The following is an 18,721-nucleotide window of genomic DNA, read 5'->3' on the forward strand; positions in this document are numbered from 1 at the left end:
TGGAGATGAGCCCGGTGAAGACGCTGACGCTGCTGCGCCACGCCAAGTCGGGCTGGGACGATCCGGTCGCGCGCGATTTCGACCGGCCGCTCAACCCCAAGGGCCGCCGCGCCGCGCAGACCGTCGGGCGCGAGCTGCGCCGGCTCGGACTCGCCTTCGATCACGTCGTCGCCTCGCCCGCGGTGCGCGTCGAGCAGACGATCGACGGCGTCGAATCGGGCTACGGCCGCGCGCTGTCGCCCGCTTACGATCGCCGCATCTATCTCGCCTCGGCCGGCTCGCTGCTCGACGTGGTGCGCGAGACGAGCGACGATTATGCCCGCCTGCTGCTGATCGGGCACAATCCGGGGCTGGAGGATCTGGTCCTGATGCTCGCCCCCGACGAGCCCGGCACCCTGCGCGACGACGTGGAGGAGAAATATCCCACCGCCACACTCGCCGAACTGACATTCGAGGTGGATGCGTGGGCGCAGGTGGCGGAAGGCGCGGGCACGCTCACCCGCTTCATCCGCCCGCGCGACCTCGATCCCGAGCTGGGGCCGAGCGAGGACTGAACCTCAGCGTGCCGGCAACGCGCCGCACGTGACCGGCCCACCCGCCGCCGCGCGCACCGTGCATTTGGGATTGCCGCTCACGCTGACGCGCCCCATGCCGGTGGAGGCAATCTCCGCCCCATAGCGTGCCGCCGCGCGCGTCTCGCCGGTGCCGTCGAGCGAGACGAACAACTCACCCGCCGACAGTGCGGCGGCGTCGATCGTGCCGGGACCGTTGGTCACCAGCCGCGCCTTGCCCGCGCGGCCGCCGACGCGGATCGTGCCGCTACCGATCACCGTCGCGTTGAGCTGATCCGCGCTTGCCTCCGCGACCGACAGCGCGCCGGTACCGGTGACGCCCAGGTCGAGCCGCGTGCCCGCCATCCGCGTCACCGCCACCTTGGCGCCCGACAACAAGGTCACGCCGCGCAGCGCATTGGTCGACAAGGTGAACACCGGCACCGCGTCCGAGCCACGCTGCGCGTAATCGCCGGTACCGCGGTCGAGCCGCAGCGACAGCGTGCTGCCTTGAACCTCCAAGCGCAGCCGTTCGAGCAGCGCCGCGTCGGCGCTCGCCCGCGCGCGCGGGCTGGTTCCGGTCGCGATCCGCACCTCGAACGGTCCGTCGACGCGGACGCGGTCGAAGCTGGCGATGTTCCACACCCGCTCCGCCGCCTGCGCAGGCGCGGCGACGAGCAGGAACAACGGGGCGAGCGCGCGAAGCCGGATCATCGCGCAGACCTCGCACTAGCCCGCCGCGCAGGCAAGCCGCCTTACCCGCCGCAGCGTACCGTGCCCGATCCGCCCTTGCGCGTGGTGCAGCGCGCGTCCGGCCCCAGGTCGATGTCGCCCGATCCCGCCAGCCGCACGTCGGCCGGGCCGCGCACGGTGGCGTTGACGTTGCCCGAGCCCGCCACCGACACCAGCGCGCGCGTCGCGGTCAGCCCGCGTGCCTGCACGTCGCCCGACCCGGCGATCCGCACGGTCAGCGCCTGCGCCTGCCCGGCGGCGGTCACGGTGCCCGATCCCGAGATACCGAACTCAACCTCGCCCGCGCGCATCGTATCGACCGAAATGTCGCCCGACCCGCTGATCGCACCGCGGAAGCGCGGGCCCTCGACGCTGGCGATGCGGAAGCTGCCTGAGCCGGAGATCGCGGCTTCCTCGATCGCCGGCAGGGTGACGATCACGCGTGCCTTGCCCTTGTTCCAGCTCACGCCATTGCGCCGTCCGACGCGCAGTGCGTTGCCGTCGCGCCGGATGACCAATCGGTCGAGCAGCGCCGGGTCACCCTCCGCGCGGACCGCGAAGGCGCCGACGCGTACCTCGACGTCGTCCGGCCCCGCGATCGTCACGCGCGTGAAGTCGCGCGCGGCGTAGCTGCGGCTCGCGCCCGTGCCTTCAGGCGCGATGCCGTCCTGACTGTCCGCGGCGTAAGTAGCCGCCATGCCGCAGGCGGCGACCGGGATCAGCAAGGCGAGAGCGAGATAGCGCATGACATATCCTCCAACTGTATTGCTGTGTTAATACACAAGGAAGGTACGATCAAGCCCCGCAGCGGATGCGCGCCGAACCCATCTTCGACACCGCGCAGTGCGCCCGTGCACCGAGGTCGATCGTGCCGCTGCCGACGCTCGACACGCGCGCGTCGCCCTCGACCTGCGCGACGACGCTGCCCGCGCCCGCGACCGACACGTCGGCCTGCGCGGCGTGGAGGGCGGGCGCGCCCAGCGACCCCGATCCGCCGACCGATACCTTGAGCGCGCGAACGCGGCCGCCCGCCGCGACGCTGCCCGCGCCGCCGATCGACACCTCGGCCTCGTTCGCGCTGAGCGCATCGATCGTGATCGCACCTTGTCCACCCACTGCGGCGTTGAAGTGCGCACCCGCGACCCGGTCGATCCGCATATTGCCCGTACCGCCCAATGCCGCGGCCGACAGGGCGGGTATCGTGACGGTGAAGCGCACCTGCCGCTCGAGTGCGGGGTTGCCCTTCGCCCGCGGATCGCGTCGCGCGATCTTCAGCGTGTCACCTTCGCGCTCGATGCGCATCGTAGCGAGCACCGCGGCGGGGCCGTCCGCATGCACCGACCAGGTCGGGCCGACCCGCACCTGCATCTGCGCGCCGGTGCCGAGCGCCAGGCGCGAGAAGTCACGGATCGCGTAATCGACCGCGAAGCCGCTTCCGACTGCCCCGGCACGTTCGGCCGGAAGCGTCAGAATCAGCGCGGCGAGGACGGGCAGGGTCAGAAACGACAAAGAGCGCATCGCAGGTAACTCCGTTGAACCGGAGTTTAGCGATACGCTCTCTAGATTACGCCTGTAAACAGCTAATGTTTACAGCTGTAGTTGAACAGCTCAGGCGGGCTGCTTGTCCTTGTTGTAGATCGCCGCGGCCTTGCGCAGGATGTCGAGGATCTTCTCCTGCGCCGCCGGTTCGTCGATCTGCTCCATCGCGGCGAGCTCGCGCGCGAGGCGGCTGCACGCGCCCTCGAAGATCTGCCGCTCGGAATAGCTCTGCTCGGGCTGGTCTTCGGCGCGGAACAGGTCGCGGACCACCTCGGCGATCGAGGCGAGGTCGCCCGAGTTGATCTTCGCCTCATATTCCTGCGCGCGGCGCGACCACATGGTGCGCTTGACCTTGGGCTTGCCCTTCAGCGTTTCCATCGCCTCGCGCATGGTCTTGTCGCTCGACAGCTTGCGCATGCCGACGCTCTCGGCCTTGTTGGTCGGTACGCGCAGCGTCATGCGCTCCTTCTCGAACCGCAGCACGTAGAGTTCGAGCGCGATGCCCGCGATCTCCGATTTCTGCAGCTCGATCACACGACCCACGCCGTGCTTGGGATAAACGACGTAATCGCCGACGTCGAAGTGCAGAGCCTTGGCAGCCATTGACGATCTTTCCAAATCTATGCCCCGCCTGCTACCCACGCCTCGCCGGTCCGGTGCGGAAACACCTGGCATCGGTCGAACGGCATGGGGCGGGGGTAGGTTGATCTCCGTCGGGCGCGGCAGGAAAGCGCCCGTCCCGGCAGTATATAGCATGATTATTTGTTTGTTTCCAGCCTGCTTACGTCAGCGCTGCTGACGTGCGGCACCGGCCGTCGACGCCGGGCCGCGCGCCCGAGAACGTTCTGGTGTTACCTGCTACGTCATCCCGGGCTTGACCCGGGATACCGCTTCTTGGCCCGCGTGGATCGGAGCGGGACCCCGGATCAGGTCCGGGGTGACGAACAGCCGCTCAGTCGCCCTTGCCGGGCTCGGCCGAGAAATACTTGTCGTACTTGCCCTCTTCGCCCTTGTGCTCGTCGGCGTCGGGCGGGGTCTGATCGAGCTTGCGCGTGACGTTGGGCCATTGCGCGGAGAAGGTGGTGTTCATCTCCAGCCACTGCTCCAGCCCGTTCTCGGTATCGGGCAGGATCGCCTCGGCCGGGCATTCTGGCTCGCACACGCCGCAGTCGATGCACTCGCTCGGATTGATGACGAGCATGTTCTCGCCCTCGTAGAAGCAATCCACCGGGCACACCTCGACGCAGTCCATGTACTTGCAGCGGATGCAGGCGTCGGTGACGACGTAGGTCATGTAAGCGTTCCTCGAAAACTCGTTCGCGTGATCAACGCGCGTGTTCGCTATTTGGGCCGCTGCTATGCCGGGCGCGCGACACCGTCAATCTTCGTGGCTTTCCTGCGAGTTGTTCGCACCTGCCGGTGTGCCAGCGCCCGCGGTCAGTTCCTGATAACACGCCCGCGCCTCGGGCGCGGGGCCGCGCCGGTGCGGCAGCGCCTCGACACGCACCACCAGCACGCGGTCGTGGTGCGCGAAGGTCAGGATATTGCCCACCCGCACCGCTGCATGCGCACGGTCGATCACGCGCCCGTCGATCCGCAACCGCCCCGCCGCCGCCAACACCTGCGCCACGCTGCGTGTCTTGGTGAGCCGCGTGAACCACAGAAAGCGATCGAGCCGCATCGTTACATCGTCCGGGGCAACGACGCCGGGCATCAATGCGCCCGCATGAGGTCATGGAGATCGGCGAAGGCATTGCCGGGCCGCGCCGGCGTGCTCGGCACCGCCTTGGGCCGCGGTCGCCCGCGCCAGACGTAGCGCGGCGCGCTTTCCTCGCCTTCACGGCTCGCAGTACGAAAGCCGAGTTCCGCCATCAAGCGTGCCAGCGTCTCGGGCTCCAATCCCATCGAAGTCGCGAGCGCCGGGTCGGGCGCGAACGCCCCACGCGCGCCGCCCTCGCTCGCCGCACGCGCGTCGTGCGCCGCCCGCGCGATCCGCTCGACCAGGTCGATCCGCACCGCCTGCGCACCCAGCGGCCGGTATCCCATCCCCAGCATCGCGCCCGGTGTCGCGCGCGGCAACACGGTCGCGCCCGCGGGCGGGGCCGGGGGCGCCGCGCCGTGCGCCGCCGCAATCAACGCCTGCCGCCACGCGCGCGCGTTGGGCTTGAGCAAGCGCGGATCAAACAGGTCGAGCGCGCCGATCGTGACGCCAGCGCGCCTGAGCCAGTGCCGCGCGCCGCCGTCGAGCGCGTCGAGCGAAGCGGTCAGCGGCGCACGCGCGGCGACCCCTGCGCCCGCCTCCAGCGCGCCCGCGATGCTGCGCAAGGCCGGCCCGGCTTCCGCCGCGCGCGTTGCCTCCGCCAGCTTGGCGAGCGCGGGCAGCCGGCGCGCGATGTTCGCCGTCACCCAGTCGCGCACCCGTGCCGCCACCCGCTCGCGCAAAGCCGTGTCTAGGCAGGCGAGCGCAGGGTCGAGCACCACCGCCGGCCGCGCCAGCGACGCCCCGCGAGCGAGCCGCGCCAGTTCGACGCCGTTCGCGGTGATCGCACCATCCTCGCCCAGCGCGAACGCGTCGTCGTTCCCTGTGATCAGCGCCTCGGCGCGCCGCCGCCGCTCGGTGCCGAGTCTTTTCTCCGCGGTGGCGAGCAGCAGGCGCTTGTCCGCGGCGCGCGCCTCGGGGGCGACGGTGAAGCGGAAGCCGTCCAATCGCCCGATCGCGTGCGCGTCGATCGTCACTTCTCCGTCGCCGGCGATCTCGACCGGCAGCTCGCCCGCACCCGCGCCGATCTTGCGCATCAGCGCCGTGGTACGCTTGTCGACGAACCGCTGCGTCAGGCTCGCGTGCAGCGCGTCCGACAGCCGCTCCTCGACTTCCAGCGCGCGCTGCGCCCAGGTCTGCGGGTCAGCGAGCCAGTCGGGGCGCTGCGCGATATAGGTCCAGCTGCGGATCGCCGCGATTCGACCCGCGATCGTCTCAACATCGCCGTCGGTGCGGTCGAGCCGCGCGACCTCGTCGGCGAACCATTGGTGCGGGATGTATCCTTGCGCCAGATAGTTGAACACGCGCCCGACGAAGCGCGCGTGCGGATCGAGCCCCAGTTTGGCGAAATCGGGTATACCGCACGCCGCCCACAGCCGCGCGACGTTGCCGCGCCCCCGACCTTCACCCGAACGCCCGTCCACCGCGGCGCGCACCGCCGGATCGTCGGCCAGCCGCTTCAGCACTTTCAGATCGAGCGCCTCGGGCGCTGGGCGCAGCATCGTGACGGTGCCGCCGGGCATCTCGGGCTTCTTCGACAGGCTGGCGATCAGCGCGTCGATGCTGCGCAGGTCGGGCTCGCCCTCGCGCCAGTAGAGCCAGTCGAGCTTCGGGAAACGATGCCCTTCGATCGCCTGCACTTCCTCCGGCAGGAACGCTTCGTCGCCTTCCTCGGTCAATGCGCCGAACGTGCCGTCGCGCTGGTGCCGGCCCGCGCGCCCCGCGATCTGCGCCATTTCCGCGACCGTCAGCCGACGCCGCCTACGCCCGTCGAACTTGTGCAGACCCGCGAACGCGACGTGCCCGACGTCGAGGTTCAACCCCATGCCGATCGCGTCGGTCGCAACCAGGTAATCGACCTCGCCCGCCTGGAACATCTGCACTTGCGCGTTGCGGGTGCGCGGGGACAGCGCGCCCATCACCACCGCCGCCCCGCCGCGCAGGCGCCGGAGCATCTCCGCGGTCGCGTACACTTCCTCCGCGGAAAAGGCGACCACCGCCGACCGCCGGGGCAGGCGTGAGAGCTTCTTCGCGGCGCCGTAGGAGAGCGTCGAGAAGCGCGGCCGCTCGACGATCTCAATGCCGGGGATCAGGTTGCGCAGCACCGGGCGCAGCGCTTCCGAGCCGAGGATCATCGTCTCCTCGCGCCCGCGTGCGCGCAGCAGTCGGTCGGTGAAGACGTGCCCGCGCTCGGGATCGGCCCCCAGTTGCGCCTCGTCGATCGCGACGAACGCGAAATCGCGGTCGAGCTGGTCGGTCGAGCGGCTGCTCTGGCCCGACCGCGGCAGCGGCATGCTTTCCGCGGTGCACAGGAACCAGCGCGCGTCCTTGGGAACGATCCGCTCCTCGCCCGTCACCAGCGCGACGCGGTCCGCGCCCTTGATCGCGACAACGCGGTCGTACACTTCGCGCGCCAGCAGGCGCAGCGGAAAGCCGATGCAGCCGCTCGAATGCGCGCACATCCGCTCGATCGCGAGATGGGTCTTGCCGGTGTTGGTGGGACCCAGCACCGCCTTCACCCGGGCGTTGTCACGCGCACTCATGGTTCGCCCTACATCGGGTGCGGGGCAGGGGGATGCAATCACTTCCTCGCGGCCGACGCGATCCGATCGCTTCCCCGCGCGCACCGGTCATCCCGGCTCAGGCGCGGCGCGGTTAATTTGACTTTAGGGTCTCGGGTCCACAACGCGCCGCCGGACACCCGAGCATATTTGAACGAGACGCCGCATTGTTTCTGCGTGAACAACAAGGTCTGGAGCTGGCAGGCGCGGCGGGTTCGTCGGTGCGGATGCGCGCGCTCGTGCCCGCTGCCGCCACGCCGAGCGTTCCGCTCGCCGAGCCGTCGCTGCTCGACCGCGTGCGCGACGTGGCCGTCCACACCGATTGGGCGCCCGATCTCGGCCAGGATATCGGCAGTCGCACCTGGTGGCGCGGTGCCGCGACCTGCGCGGCGCTGATCGCGGCGGCGTGGATGACGCGCCCGGGCTTTCCGCCGATCCTCGGCTACGCGCCCCCGGTCGCGACCGGCGCGGCCTATGAGGAAACCCGCACGCAGGGGATCGCGCCACTCGCCCTCGGTTCCACCACCGGGCGCCGTGCCGCCGCCTCCGGCCTCGTCCGTCGCCTGAGCCAGACGCCCGAGCGCCCGCAGATCGACCTGACCGTGACGCTCGGCGGTGGCGACACCTTGTCCAACGCGCTCCAGCGCGCCGGCGTCGGCATGAACGAGGCCGCGCGCGTCGCCACCCTGGTCGGCGGCGCGGTGTCGCTCGATCAGTTGAAGCCGGGCACGATCCTGTCGCTGACGATGGGCCGTCGCCCGTCACGGCTGCAACCGCGCCCACTCGAGAAGCTCAGCTTCCGCGCCGGGTTTGACCTCGACCTCGCGGTAAACCGCGCCGGAAATGACCTGCTGCTCGACCGTCGCCCGATCTCGATCGACCGCGCACCGTTGCACGTACGCGGGCTGGTCGGCGCCAGCCTCTATCGCTCGATGCGCGCCGCGGGCGTCCCCGCACGCGTGGTCGAATCGTACATCAAGGCGGTCGCCGCGCGGATGCCGATCGGCGACGTCGGGGCCGCCGACACGTTCGACATCGTCGCCGACCAGGCGCGCGCCGCCACCGGCGAGGTCGAGGTGGGGCAGCTCCAGTACGCCGGGCTCGCCGACGCTGCCGGCCGCCGCCGGCTGCAACTCGTCCGCTGGGGCGACCAACAGGGTGAAGGCGGCAGCTTCATGGACCCGACGGGTCAGGTCGAGCGCCGCGGCTTCATGGGGATGCCCGTCGCGGGTCGCGTCACGTCGACCTTCGGGATGCGCATGCACCCGCTGCTCGGCTTCATGCGCATGCACCGTGGCATGGACATCGGCGCGCCCTACGGCAGCCCGATCTACGCCGCGATCGACGGCGTCGTGTCGTTCGCGGGACGCAGCGGCGGTTACGGCAATTTCATCAAGCTCGCGCATCCCGGCGGCTACGCCTCAGGCTACGGTCATCTGAGCCGCTTCGCCGTCTCCACCGGCACACGCGTCGCGCGCGGCCAGGTGATCGGCTATGTCGGGTCGACCGGCATGTCGACGGGGCCGCACCTGCACTGGGAGGTGTGGAAGAACGGCGTGCCGGTGAACCCGCGCTCGATCTCGCTGTCGAGCGTACAGACGGTGTCGGGCGACACACTGCGCGGGTTGAAGGCCAAGATCGCGCGCCTGCTGTCCGCACCGGCGCGCTGATCCGCGGTCTGCCGCGTTCGGATCCGATCCGACGCCCCACTATTGCTGGCGGCATGAGAAAGCAGGAGCCCGGACCAAGCCCGGGATAACGAAAGCCGTGTGTTAGTTCCGCTTCGGAACCGAGAACGTTCCCGTCACGCGGCCGGTCGGCGCGCGCTGCACGTTGCCGGCGGTTCCGCTGCCGTTGCCGCCCGCCACCGCCGATCCGTCGATCACCGCGCGTCCGGTATCGAGGTTGATCGTCAGCCGCGCGCCGTTGACCGTGTTCGGCCCCTGCATCAGCCGCACCGCGCCCAGCATGGTGATGACGCGGCGGTTAAGGTCGTACACCGCATATTGCCCGCGCGCGGTCTGATCCGGGCGGCGCACCGTCACCCCGCCCGACGCGTCGAGCCTGGACACCTGCGGGTTCCCGTCGACGATCTCGCCGGTATAGGCGACGTTCAGCCGCTGAGCGTTGAGCGTCATCTCGGCCTGTTTCACCGCTACATTGCCGGTCAGCACCGCGCGGTTCGCCTTGTCCTGCAACTCGATCTGGTCCGCGCCAAAATCGATCGGCGCGTTGGTGTTGTGCTTGCCCTGCGCGGCCGCGGGGGCGGCGACGAGCAGAAGCGACAGGAGAGGGAGCGAGCCACGCATGGCGCTCATTTCGTTTGTCTCGGCACGATGCGCAAGCGCGCGTTGCCGTTCAATCGGACGGTGCGCGATTCCAGATCGGCCGACATGCTGTTCGCGCTGAAATTGCCCTGCCTGACCGTACCCGTCACCGGCGCGGTCGAGGTCAATTGCCGCGTTTTCAGATCGACGTCGGCACTGGAGGTGTCGAGCGAATAATTGTTGGGCGCGCGCACCGCGATTGGTCCGTCGACGCGCACCTTCTCGGCATCCATGTCGTAGCGCGCGGTCGGCGCGGTCAGCCGTGCCGGCCCGTCCTGCAACTGGATCGCCGCCGCCATCTGCTGAATGCGCACCACCGCCTCGGCCGAGCTCTTCTGCACCGCCGACCCTGCGTCGAGCTCGAACGGCTGCCCCTTGGCATCGGTGCCGCGGTAGGTCGCCGATTGCAGCTTCATCCGTTCCTTGGCGACCTCGACCTTGTTCTTGTCGAGCACGAAGGACACGTCGCCCGCCATCGTCAACGGCGCCATGACCAGAAACGCGGTCAGCACGCCGATCGACGCCGGGATCAGCCAGTTCGACGTGCGGATCAGCCGGTCGTGCCGCCCGCCCGGACGCGCCCATTGCTGCCGCGGCGAGCGCACACCGCGCGCGCTCGCGCTCATCGCGCGCTTCTCATCGCCAGCGCCGTGCCCGCGTCACGCATGCGCGAAGATGTCGATCTCGGGCCAGCCGGCGATGTCGAGCTCGGCGCGCGCGGGCAGGAAGTCGAAACACGCCTGCGCCAGCGCCATGCGCCCCTCGCGCACCAGCCGCTTGTCGAGCTCCTCCTTCATCCGGTGCAGGTAACGCACGTCGGACGCGGCATAATCACGCTGCGCGTCGGACAGCTCCGGCCCGCCCCAGTCGGACGATTGCTGCTGCTTGGAGATATCCTGGCCGAGCAGTTCCTTGACCAGTTCCTTCAATCCGTGGCGGTCGGTATAGGTGCGCACCAGCCGCGACGCGATCTTGGTGCAATAAACCGGCGCGGCCACGACGCCGAGATAATAGCTGAGCGCGGCGATATCGAAGCGGCCGAAATGGTACAGCTTCAACCGGTCGGGATCGGCCAGCACGCGCTTCAGGTTCGGCGCGGCATAATCGCTGCCGGGATTGAAGCGCACCAGATGCTCGTCGCCTTGCCCATCGGACAATTGCACCACGCACAACCGGTCACGCGGCGTGATCAGCCCCATCGTCTCGGTATCGACCGCGATCGCGGCACCGGGCGCGAACACGTCGCCGGGAAGGTCTTCCTCGTGGAAATAAACAGCCATGTGTTCGCCGTAGCTTGCGCCGCGCGTCCGCTCAATGGGCGTGAGTGTTCATTCACCCCTCATCTTCAGCCTTCGTCGGCGTAGATCGCGACCTTTGCCTCGACGCCTGCCGATACCTGCCCGCGGTACATGCCCTGTGTGGTGAAGCTCCACACCGGCTGTCCGTCCGGCCCGGTCACGATCACCCCGCCGCTGCCGCCCAGCGCCTTGACGCCCGCCATCACCGCGTCGGCGGCGACCTGCAACGGCTCGCCCAGCATCCGCACGCGCGCGCCGATCTCATGCCCGACGCTTTCGCGGATGAAATATTCGCCCGACCCGGTCGCCGACACCGCGCAGGCGCGATCATCGGCGTAGGTACCCGCGCCGATCAGCGGCGAATCGCCGACCCGGCCCCAGCGCTTGCCCGTCACGCCCCCAGTCGAGGTTGCGACCGCGACATGGCCGTCCACGTCGCACGCCACCGCGCCGACGGTGCCGTATTTCATGTCGACGTCGAACCAGTCCTCGCTTGCCTTCATGGCGGCAAGCTGCGCGCGCCGTTCGGGAATGACGAACCAGTCCTCATCCGCCTGCTCGACGCCCTGCTCGCGTGCGAACGTGTCGGCACCCGCGCCAGTCAGCAGCACGTGCGGGCTGTGGTCCTTCACCGCCCGCGCGAGGCTGACCGGATTGCGCGCATGACTCACCCCAGCGACCGCGCCGGCCGATCGGTCGCGCCCGTCCATGATCGCGGCGTCGAGTTCGACCCGGCCCTCGAACGTCAGCACCGCGCCCCGCGCAGAATTGAAGTGCGCGTCATCCTCCAGCACGCGCACCGCCGCCTCGACCGCGTCCACCGCCGCGCCGCCGCTCGCCAGCACCGCCGCCCCCGCCGCCAGCGCGCGCGAGAGGCCGGCGCGCGCGCCCGCGTCCTGTTCCGGCGTCAGCACGCCGCGGTTGATGATTCCGGCGCCGCCGTGGATCACCAGCGTCCAGCGCGGCGGATGCGTAAGCGTCGAGCGCGGCGGATGCTCGGTCGTCATCGATAGCTCCATGTGATGCTCAGGCGATCGCGGGGCGCGGATCGACGTGGGTGCGCTTCGACGCGTGCCGCCTCAGCCCGATCAGCGGCCGGACCAACGGTATCTTGCGCCCGACGAGGTAGAAGGCCCAGCATCCCGCCACGGTCGCCGCGACCAGGATCAGGAAATCGGCGAGCATCGACAGCCCTGCGCCGCGCAGCCACCACGCCACCACCACGATCACCGTCTGGTGGATGATGTAGAACGGGAACACCGCTTCGGTCAGCATCGGGCGCCAACGGTGGTCGCGGTTCCAGTGGCTGTCGGCGAACCCGATCAGCGCCGCGATCGCGAACCATCCCTCGACCGCGCGCGCGATCGAGAATACTTCGCCCACGCCGTGCGGCGCGCGCGCCACGCCCGGCCAGGTCAGCTCGATCCCCGCGACCAGCGCGTAGGACACGAGCGCCACGCCTGCGGCGACCTTCCACCAGCGCACGAAGCTGGCGAGCGTGCCGTCGGCGCGTGCCAGCGCGAAACCGAACAGGAAAGCGGGGAAATAGGTCGCGTGCGCCACCCAGTCGCCCAGTACCGCGTGCGTCTCGCGCCCGCCAGGAAACAGCACCAGATTGACCAGCACCATCCAAACGAGCGGCAGCAGCATCAAGACTGGTCCGCGAAACAGCGCCTCGAACCCGCGCTGCGCCCGCTCGCGCGCGGACTTCGACGTCACCGCCACCGCCAGCGTGATCGTCAGCGTGTAGATCCACAGGTACGCCACGAACCACAGGTGGTTCCATGTCGGCAGCGGCAGTCCCAGGCTCGCGTCGAAACGGAAATAATCGTGCCACCAGAACCACGCGAAGCCGTGCGGGTAACCGCGCTTCGTCACCAGCTCGACCCACGCCTGTGGCGGCACGATCACCGCCATGCCGAAGACGAGCGGCACCAGCAACCGCGCGGTGCGGTTGCGCGCGAAGCGCCAGCGGCTCGAATGCCGCTTGAGCAGCGCGCGGCTGGCGTATCCCGAGACGATGAACAGCAGCGACAGCCGCCACGGGTTGGTCGCCATCATCGGCACCGTCGCCCAGCCTGGGCCCGCGAGCTTCACGTGATAGTCCCACGGCACGAACACCATGCCGACATGGTAGAGGATCAAGAGCGCGAAGGCACCGATGCGGAGCCAGTCGAGCCCGTAATGGCGTTGCATGGCCGCGCGCCTAGCAGCTTCGCGCGTCGCGTGCGACCCGTGCCCGATCCTGTGTGCACCCGCGATCGTCGGCGCGAACCCGCGCGGGCTTCCGGCCCGGCCCGCTCGCGCGTATATAGAGCATCATGTCCATTCGTCCGTGGCGCGACATCGTCCGCCGAGAGAGCCGCCAGATCATGGTCGGCAACGTCCCCGTCGGCGGCGGCGCGCCCGTTACCGTGCAGACGATGACCAACACGCCGACCGATAACGTCGGTGCGACGATTGACCAGATCCGTCGCTGCGAGGACGTGGGCGTCGACCTGATCCGCGTCTCGTGCCCCGACGTCGAATCGACCGCGGCATTGGGCGCGATCGTTCGCGCGTCGAACGTGCCGATCATCGCCGACATCCATTTCCACTACAAACGCGCGTTAGAGGCCGCCGACGCGGGCGCCGCCTGCCTGCGCATCAACCCCGGCAACATCGGTTCGGCGGCGAAGGTCGCCGAGGTGGTGCGCGCTGCCAAGGCGAACGGTTGCGCGATCCGCATCGGTGTCAACGGCGGGAGTCTGGAGCGCCACCTGCTTGAGAAATATGGCGAGCCGTGCCCCGACGCGCTGGTCGAGTCGGCGATGGATCACATCAAGCTGCTCCAGGACCACGACTTCCACGAATATAAGGTTGCGGTAAAGGCGTCGGACTTCTTCCTCGCGGTCGCCGCCTATCAACAGCTCGCCAGCGTGGTCGACTGCCCGCTGCACCTCGGCATCACCGAGGCGGGCGGCTTCGTCGGCGGCACCGTTAAATCCTCGATCGGCATCGGCTCGCTGCTGTGGTTCGGCATCGGCGACACGATCCGCGTGTCCTTGTCGGCCGAGCCCGAGGACGAGGTCCGCGTCGGCTTCGAGATCCTTAAGAGCCTCGGCATCCGCAACCGCGGCGTCCGTGTCGTCTCGTGCCCCAGCTGCGCGCGTCAGGGCTTCGACGTGATCCGCACCGTGCAGGCACTGGAGGAACGGTTGCAGCACATCCGCACCCCGATGTCGCTCTCCGTGCTCGGCTGCGTGGTGAACGGCCCCGGCGAGGCGCGCGAGACCGACATCGGGATCACCGGCGGCGGCAACGGCAAGCACATGGTCTATCTGTCGGGCGTCACCGACCACCACGTCCAGGATGCCGGCATGATCGACCACATCGTCCGCCTGGTCGAGGCAAAGGCCGCCGAGATCGAGGCACACGCCGCCGCAGCGAAACTCGCGGCGGAGTAAGCGGGCATGCCTCGTGTGGCTACTCAGAGGCCGCTCGGACTTCAGGGGTAGCAGGGTGAAAGGACGCCAGCGGTACGACGCGAAGATGCTCCTGGCCGTGGTTGGAGCGGCCCTCGTCGCGAGCACGTTGAGCGGCTCGTTGATCGCGGAGTTCGCCGTCGGCCAGGCAGATGTCCGAACCTACCACGGCGAGCCGCGATCCGCCCTTTCGCGGCACCGGCTGCGGACCGAACCCGGCGACCCTGTTGCCGCCTATGACGCGGTGCCTCGAACCACTTGGGCCGCACCGTTCCTCAGCACGCCCGACGACCGCCACTATGTCGATGACCACCGCCTGGAAGACGATCTCGCCAGATTAGAGGCGCAGTGGAAGGCAGAGGATCGCGCCAGAGACAAAGAGGACCGAGCCAGGGAGGCAGAACTCCGTGCGAGCCTGGAAACCGTGACCACCCAGCCATCCACATGGTCAGACGACCAGGCCGGCGGTTCTGCACGCCCAGCGAACACGCCGCTGGTCGATCCCACTTCCGAGCAAAGCGCGAACGATACTCCTTCCTAGTCGACCTCGTTGTGCGCTCAGCGGTCGAACGTGGTGGCGGTACATGCGGGTTCGTGAGGCAGCAGCAGGGCGGGCGCGGAGCCAAGCGCGGAATGCCGCGTTTGACTGACCCAACCTATGTAAGGAGTAACATCTGTGGCCGACACCGATCACGATATCCGCACGCTCAACAGCCTGATCGCCACGACGATCGACAGCGTCAACGGCTACAACGAGTCGGCGAAAGAGGCCGAAAATCCTCGCTTTGCACAGATGTTCACGTCGCGCGCCAACGAGCGGCAAGAGGTCGCGCGCATGCTGCAGGCAGAGGTGACGCGCCTCGGCGGCAATCCCGAGGACGACGGCACCGTGCTGGCCGGTGCTCACCGCGTGTTCCTGGATTTGAAGGCCGCCGTGACCGGTCGCGATGACAAAGCGATCATCAACGAAGTCGAGCGCGGCGAGGATCATATCAAGGCGAAGTTCGAAGATGCGTTGCAGGACAACGAGCTGTCGCCGAACGTCAAGCATGCGGTCAACCAAGCGTGGACGTCGGTAAAGACCGGCCACGATCAGATGCGCGATCTGAAGCATTCGATGGAAGGCTGAGAACGCCAGCCGACGTGGTTGTAAATCACCGTCGGTTACAAAAGGAGGTAGGACGGCCCCGCTAGGGGAAGAGCCATCCTACCTCCTCTACGCGCGGCCATGTTACGCAAGCCGCGAGGGATCTCTATTCAACGTACATTTACCCTGGCGTGTACGGCTTGATGCGGAACGTTCAGGAAGCGCCTGACGCTACGCGAGCGCAGGACTCTCTTTCCGCCACTACCCGACATTCGGCGGCTGACTACTTTGTAGCTAGGCCGCTACCGGCGAACGAAGTCTCCAGGTGGCGGCAAGCATGGCTTGCAGCAAATCGACGTAGCTCCAACCATCAGCGCGAGCGCTGATCGCCGACAAGCAATCCTGATTTTCTCGGCCCGGGCGGCCCGGCCCGGTCATATTCGGCTTCATGTTGAGGTCGAACAGCTTGAACGTGCCATGACGATCGGCACGGCAGTCAATCCGGATGGCAGTGCGCGCGTCGACCAGCGCTGCTGCCGCGACACAAGCGTCGATCATCGCCGCTACCTTTGGATCGTGGAGGCGGTCGGCATCGATCGCGGCGCTGTTGGCGGTGACCGGTACGTCGCCGTTGTAAGGAGCCACACCGCCGCGCTGATCGAACCGATAGACCGGTCGCAAGGCCCAGTGCGTCGGCGCTCGTGACCCGTCAGGCCGCGGGGAAGCGGGAGGCATGATCGTGATCGTCATCTCGTCGCCGCCCAGAAACTCTTCCACCATCAGGATGTCGCCGAACCTGGCAGCCTCGATCAGTGCGGCGGCGGCCCAACGCAAGGCGTCGAGGTTCTCGACCAGGGTGACGCCCTGGCTGCCGCGTCCGCGCACCGGTTTCACGATCATCGGGAAAGACATGCCGTTGTCTGACAAGGCTCGCTCGACGTTGTCCAAGGCGCAGACTTCATCCCTCGCCGCGCCCGACAACAGGAACGACCGAGCAACGGGCAGACCAGCGTTGGCCAGGAGCTGGTTGGTTTCGAACTTGTCGTCGTACGCCTGCATGGCGGCAGGAAGCTGCCCCACGATGTCATAGTCGCCAAGTACCTGCTCGAGCGGGTGCCCCTCGAACAACACGGTGTTCGCCCACAACACGGTTGCACCACCAGCCCCCGCGCGTCGAATACCGTCCGCGGTGTCCGGAAACACCCAGTCGAGGGCAATGTCGGGCGCCGGCGACGAAGAAGGCGTGACAACGTCGACACCGGCCGTCTGCAACGCGAACGCAATGTCAGCCCCGCCGTCAGAATATCCGCCCGGCTTCGCGTCCTTCCGCAACCCGTTGATCAGCGGCGGCGGCAGGGCTTGGTAGAGAATGGCGACCGACGCTGATTTCATCAGAAAACTCCTCTGCGGCGCGCATTAGCGTGCGCCGGCAGGTCGGAGCAAACGGCCGCTTTCCACCGCAAAGCGGGCATTGGCGCACCCCATCCCGCGGCCACAATTGCCTTTTCCGCTTCAACGCGGCTATACGCCTGCCATTCGCAAGGACCCGGTGAAATCCCGGGTGGCTATTCCGGCCGCCGACCCGCCGGACAACAACACGCACCATTCCTTTGACACGCCGATGCGGCGTGCCGTGCCCTGTTGTGGATTTTTCAATGACGTTCACCTTTTCCGCCTACAGGCGCCAGAGGTTCACTGACGCCGCCGCCGCCCGCCGCGACCTGCTCGCAGGGATCGTCGTCGCGCTGGCGCTGATCCCGGAAGCGATCGGATTCTCGATCATCGCGGGCGTCGATCCGCGCGTCGGCCTCTACGCCTCGGTCGCGATCGCGATCACCGTGTCGCTGATCGGCGGCCGCCCCGGCATGATCTCGGCCGCCACCGCGGCGGTCGCGGTGCTGGTCGGTCCGCTGGTGCGCGACCACGGCGTCGAATATCTCTTCGCCGCGACGATCCTGATGGGAGTGATCCAGATCGTCGCCGGCGCGCTTCGGCTCGACCTCGTGATGCAGTTCGTGTCGCGCTCGGTCATCACCGGTTTCGTCAACGCGCTCGCGATCCTGATCTTCATGGCGCAACTGCCGCAGCTCGTCGGCGTCGGGTGGCAGACTTACGCCATGGTCGCGGGCGGCCTCGCGATCATCTACGGCTTTCCGCGGATCACGCGCGCGATCCCCTCGCCGCTCGTCGCCATCCTCGTGCTCAGCGCGCTCGCGATCGGGCTCGGCGTGCCGGTCAACACCGTCGGCGACATGGGGCGCCTGCCCGAAGGGCTGCCGTCGTTCGCTTGGCCGCAGGTGCCGCTCAGCCTCGACAGCTTACGGATCATCCTGCCTTATTCGCTGACGATGGCCGCGGTTGGGCTGCTCGAATCGCTGCTGACCGCTAGAATCGTCGACGACATGACCGATACCGACAGCGACAAGCGCGTCGAATGCGCCGGCCAAGGCGGCGCCAACATCGTCGCCGCGCTGGTCGGCGGCATGGGCGGCTGCGCGATGATCGGCCAGTCGGTGATCAACGTTACTTCGGGCGGGCGCGGGCGGCTGTCGACCTTCGTCGCGGGCGCATTCCTGCTGTTCCTGCTCGCGGTGCTCGGCCCCTGGGTCGGGCGCGTGCCGATGCCGGCGCTGGTGGCGATTATGATCATGGTGTCGATCGGCACCTTCAGCTGGAATTCGATCGCGAACCTGCGCCGCCATCCGCCGACCTCCTCGGCGGTGATGCTGGTCACGGTCGCGGTGGTCGTCGCCACGCGCGACCTGTCGCTCGGCGTGCTCGCGGGCGTGCTGCTGTCGGGCATCTTCTTCTCGGCCAAGGTGCAGCGGATGTTCGCGGTTCACCGTGAGGCGTCCGCCGACGACGTGAGCGCGACCTACCGCGTCTCGGGCGAGATCTTCTTCGCCTCGGTCGACCGCTTCACCCGTGCTTTCGCAGGCGAGCGTGCCGCCACCGTGCTGATCGACGTCACCGCCGCGCATTTCTGGGACATTTCCGGCGTCGGCGCGCTCGACAAGATCGTCGTGCGGCTGCGCCAAGGGGGCAGCGACGTCGAGGTCGTCGGCTACGACCGCGCCAGCGCCGATTTGGTCGACCGCTTCGCGCTCCACGACAAGACCGGCGTCGAACTCGGCCTCGCGCCGCACTGAGCAGGCGTACCTCCGTCATCCCGGCCGTAGGCTGGAATCCTGCTTCTTCTCACCCGCGAACAGCGAAGTGGAACCCCGGAGCAGGTCCGGGGTGACGAGGTGAGCGGTCCAACCGCGCTGTCCTACCCGCGCGCGATCGGCCATAGCCGCCGCGTGTCCGCTCCTTCGCTCCCACTCCCGCGCAACCCCACCCGACAGGCGAAGTGGAGGCGTGCCGCAAAAACGCGTTTGAACCTCCACTTCCTCCACTTCGT

19 protein-coding genes and 1 other annotated feature are annotated in these 18,721 nt (G+C 68.4%); of the genes, 6 read left to right on the forward strand and 13 right to left on the reverse strand.

What is annotated here, in order from left to right; genetic code table 11:
- Positions 1 to 14: 14 nt before the first annotated feature.
- On the forward strand, positions 15 to 554 hold the full coding sequence (locus HRV97_RS13255; RefSeq protein ID WP_343044508.1) for a SixA phosphatase family protein: 540 nt from the start codon (positions 15 to 17) through the stop codon (positions 552 to 554).
- 3 nt (positions 555 to 557) lie between these two features.
- Here the strand turns inward: HRV97_RS13255 and HRV97_RS13260 are convergent, their stop codons facing one another.
- The 7 genes from HRV97_RS13260 to HRV97_RS13290 form a co-directional block, all read right to left on the reverse strand.
- Positions 558 to 1,265, reverse strand: coding sequence for a GIN domain-containing protein (locus HRV97_RS13260; protein ID WP_174194737.1), 708 nt, complete (start codon positions 1,263 to 1,265; stop codon positions 558 to 560).
- Positions 1,266 to 1,306: 41 nt separating this feature from the next.
- A complete protein-coding gene (locus tag HRV97_RS13265; protein ID WP_174194738.1) occupies positions 1,307 to 2,029 on the reverse strand; it encodes a head GIN domain-containing protein in 723 nt (240 codons plus the stop codon).
- 49 nt (positions 2,030 to 2,078) lie between these two features.
- Entirely contained in the window at positions 2,079 to 2,801 is a 723-nt protein-coding gene (locus HRV97_RS13270; protein ID WP_174194739.1) for a GIN domain-containing protein, read from the reverse strand.
- Positions 2,802 to 2,891: 90 nt separating this feature from the next.
- Positions 2,892 to 3,425: a CarD family transcriptional regulator gene (locus HRV97_RS13275; protein WP_174194740.1), complete on the reverse strand. Its 534-nt coding sequence runs from the start codon at positions 3,423 to 3,425 to the stop codon at positions 2,892 to 2,894.
- Between the two features lie 349 nt (positions 3,426 to 3,774).
- Complete coding sequence (gene fdxA, locus HRV97_RS13280; RefSeq protein WP_174194741.1) at positions 3,775 to 4,116, reverse strand: ferredoxin FdxA; 342 nt, start codon at positions 4,114 to 4,116, stop codon at positions 3,775 to 3,777.
- A gap of 84 nt (positions 4,117 to 4,200) precedes the next feature.
- Positions 4,201 to 4,536 (reverse strand): RNA-binding S4 domain-containing protein, encoded by a 336-nt coding sequence (locus tag HRV97_RS13285; protein WP_174194742.1) that lies wholly within the window; start codon positions 4,534 to 4,536, stop codon positions 4,201 to 4,203.
- Positions 4,536 to 7,124, reverse strand: coding sequence for a helicase-related protein (locus tag HRV97_RS13290; protein ID WP_174194743.1), 2,589 nt, complete (start codon positions 7,122 to 7,124; stop codon positions 4,536 to 4,538). Before HRV97_RS13290 ends, HRV97_RS13285 begins: the two co-directional genes overlap by 1 nt.
- A 185-nt stretch (positions 7,125 to 7,309) precedes the next feature.
- Between HRV97_RS13290 and HRV97_RS13295 the strand changes: the two genes are divergently transcribed.
- Entirely contained in the window at positions 7,310 to 8,812 is a 1,503-nt protein-coding gene (locus HRV97_RS13295; protein ID WP_174194744.1) for a M23 family metallopeptidase, read from the forward strand.
- A 102-nt stretch (positions 8,813 to 8,914) separates the two neighbouring features.
- Here HRV97_RS13295 and HRV97_RS13300 read toward each other — a convergent pair whose 3' ends face one another.
- The 5 genes from HRV97_RS13300 to HRV97_RS13320 form a co-directional block, all read right to left on the reverse strand.
- Positions 8,915 to 9,451: an LptA/OstA family protein gene (locus tag HRV97_RS13300; RefSeq protein ID WP_174194745.1), complete on the reverse strand. Its 537-nt coding sequence runs from the start codon at positions 9,449 to 9,451 to the stop codon at positions 8,915 to 8,917.
- Positions 9,452 to 9,456: 5 nt separating this feature from the next.
- Positions 9,457 to 10,095 (reverse strand): LPS export ABC transporter periplasmic protein LptC, encoded by a 639-nt coding sequence (gene lptC, locus HRV97_RS13305; RefSeq protein ID WP_174194746.1) that lies wholly within the window; start codon positions 10,093 to 10,095, stop codon positions 9,457 to 9,459.
- A 33-nt stretch (positions 10,096 to 10,128) separates the two neighbouring features.
- Positions 10,129 to 10,749, reverse strand: coding sequence for a ribonuclease D (locus HRV97_RS13310; RefSeq protein ID WP_174194747.1), 621 nt, complete (start codon positions 10,747 to 10,749; stop codon positions 10,129 to 10,131).
- 65 nt (positions 10,750 to 10,814) lie between these two features.
- Complete coding sequence (locus tag HRV97_RS13315) at positions 10,815 to 11,774, reverse strand: isoaspartyl peptidase/L-asparaginase family protein (RefSeq protein WP_174194748.1); 960 nt, start codon at positions 11,772 to 11,774, stop codon at positions 10,815 to 10,817.
- Positions 11,775 to 11,793: 19 nt separating this feature from the next.
- Positions 11,794 to 12,963, reverse strand: coding sequence for an acyltransferase family protein (locus tag HRV97_RS13320; protein ID WP_174194749.1), 1,170 nt, complete (start codon positions 12,961 to 12,963; stop codon positions 11,794 to 11,796).
- A 125-nt stretch (positions 12,964 to 13,088) separates the two neighbouring features.
- Between HRV97_RS13320 and ispG the strand changes: the two genes are divergently transcribed.
- The 3 genes from ispG (at position 13,089) to HRV97_RS13335 (ending at position 15,360) form a co-directional block, all read left to right on the forward strand.
- Complete coding sequence (ispG, locus tag HRV97_RS13325) at positions 13,089 to 14,213, forward strand: flavodoxin-dependent (E)-4-hydroxy-3-methylbut-2-enyl-diphosphate synthase (RefSeq protein WP_174194750.1); 1,125 nt, start codon at positions 13,089 to 13,091, stop codon at positions 14,211 to 14,213.
- A gap of 55 nt (positions 14,214 to 14,268) precedes the next feature.
- Positions 14,269 to 14,772 (forward strand): hypothetical protein, encoded by a 504-nt coding sequence (locus tag HRV97_RS13330; RefSeq protein WP_174194751.1) that lies wholly within the window; start codon positions 14,269 to 14,271, stop codon positions 14,770 to 14,772.
- 135 nt (positions 14,773 to 14,907) lie between these two features.
- A complete protein-coding gene (locus HRV97_RS13335) occupies positions 14,908 to 15,360 on the forward strand; it encodes a PA2169 family four-helix-bundle protein (RefSeq protein WP_174194752.1) in 453 nt (150 codons plus the stop codon).
- Positions 15,361 to 15,612: 252 nt separating this feature from the next.
- On the opposite strand, the gene HRV97_RS13340 is transcribed toward HRV97_RS13335, so the two are convergent.
- Positions 15,613 to 16,710 (reverse strand): biotin carboxylase, encoded by a 1,098-nt coding sequence (locus HRV97_RS13340; RefSeq protein WP_174194753.1) that lies wholly within the window; start codon positions 16,708 to 16,710, stop codon positions 15,613 to 15,615.
- Between the two features lie 147 nt (positions 16,711 to 16,857).
- Positions 16,858 to 16,913, forward strand: a sequence feature (sul1 is cis-regulatory element that is thought to sense ions involved in sulfur or methionine metabolism; They are found in Alphaproteobacteria).
- Between the two features lie 60 nt (positions 16,914 to 16,973).
- Here HRV97_RS13340 and HRV97_RS13345 point away from each other — a divergent pair.
- Positions 16,974 to 18,467, forward strand: coding sequence for a SulP family inorganic anion transporter (locus HRV97_RS13345; RefSeq protein ID WP_174194754.1), 1,494 nt, complete (start codon positions 16,974 to 16,976; stop codon positions 18,465 to 18,467).
- Positions 18,468 to 18,721: the final 254 nt, after the last annotated feature.

Source organism: Sphingomonas hominis, assembly GCF_013328205.1.
In the GTDB taxonomy this organism is placed as follows: domain Bacteria; phylum Pseudomonadota; class Alphaproteobacteria; order Sphingomonadales; family Sphingomonadaceae; genus Sphingomonas; species Sphingomonas hominis.

Bases quoted from the DNA above. Each gene is read 5' to 3' on its own strand.
- HRV97_RS13320 (WP_174194749.1), bottom strand. From the start codon at position 12,963: ATGCAACGCCATTACGGGCTCGACTGGCTCCGCATCGGTGCCTTCGCG.
- HRV97_RS13290 (WP_174194743.1), bottom strand. From the start codon at position 7,124: ATGAGTGCGCGTGACAACGCCCGGGTGAAGGCGGTGCTGGGTCCCACC.
- HRV97_RS13340 (WP_174194753.1), bottom strand. From the start codon at position 16,710: ATGAAATCAGCGTCGGTCGCCATTCTCTACCAAGCCCTGCCGCCGCCG.
- HRV97_RS13345 (WP_174194754.1), top strand. From the start codon at position 16,974: ATGACGTTCACCTTTTCCGCCTACAGGCGCCAGAGGTTCACTGACGCC.
- HRV97_RS13310 (WP_174194747.1), bottom strand. From the start codon at position 10,749: ATGGCTGTTTATTTCCACGAGGAAGACCTTCCCGGCGACGTGTTCGCG.
- HRV97_RS13265 (WP_174194738.1), bottom strand. From the start codon at position 2,029: ATGCGCTATCTCGCTCTCGCCTTGCTGATCCCGGTCGCCGCCTGCGGC.
- HRV97_RS13260 (WP_174194737.1), bottom strand. From the start codon at position 1,265: ATGATCCGGCTTCGCGCGCTCGCCCCGTTGTTCCTGCTCGTCGCCGCG.
- HRV97_RS13275 (WP_174194740.1), bottom strand. From the start codon at position 3,425: ATGGCTGCCAAGGCTCTGCACTTCGACGTCGGCGATTACGTCGTTTAT.
- HRV97_RS13300 (WP_174194745.1), bottom strand. From the start codon at position 9,451: ATGCGTGGCTCGCTCCCTCTCCTGTCGCTTCTGCTCGTCGCCGCCCCC.
- HRV97_RS13285 (WP_174194742.1), bottom strand. From the start codon at position 4,536: ATGCCCGGCGTCGTTGCCCCGGACGATGTAACGATGCGGCTCGATCGC.
- ispG (WP_174194750.1), top strand. From the start codon at position 13,089: ATGTCCATTCGTCCGTGGCGCGACATCGTCCGCCGAGAGAGCCGCCAG.
- lptC (WP_174194746.1), bottom strand. From the start codon at position 10,095: ATGAGCGCGAGCGCGCGCGGTGTGCGCTCGCCGCGGCAGCAATGGGCG.
- HRV97_RS13315 (WP_174194748.1), bottom strand. From the start codon at position 11,774: ATGACGACCGAGCATCCGCCGCGCTCGACGCTTACGCATCCGCCGCGC.
- HRV97_RS13270 (WP_174194739.1), bottom strand. From the start codon at position 2,801: ATGCGCTCTTTGTCGTTTCTGACCCTGCCCGTCCTCGCCGCGCTGATT.
- fdxA (WP_174194741.1), bottom strand. From the start codon at position 4,116: ATGACCTACGTCGTCACCGACGCCTGCATCCGCTGCAAGTACATGGAC.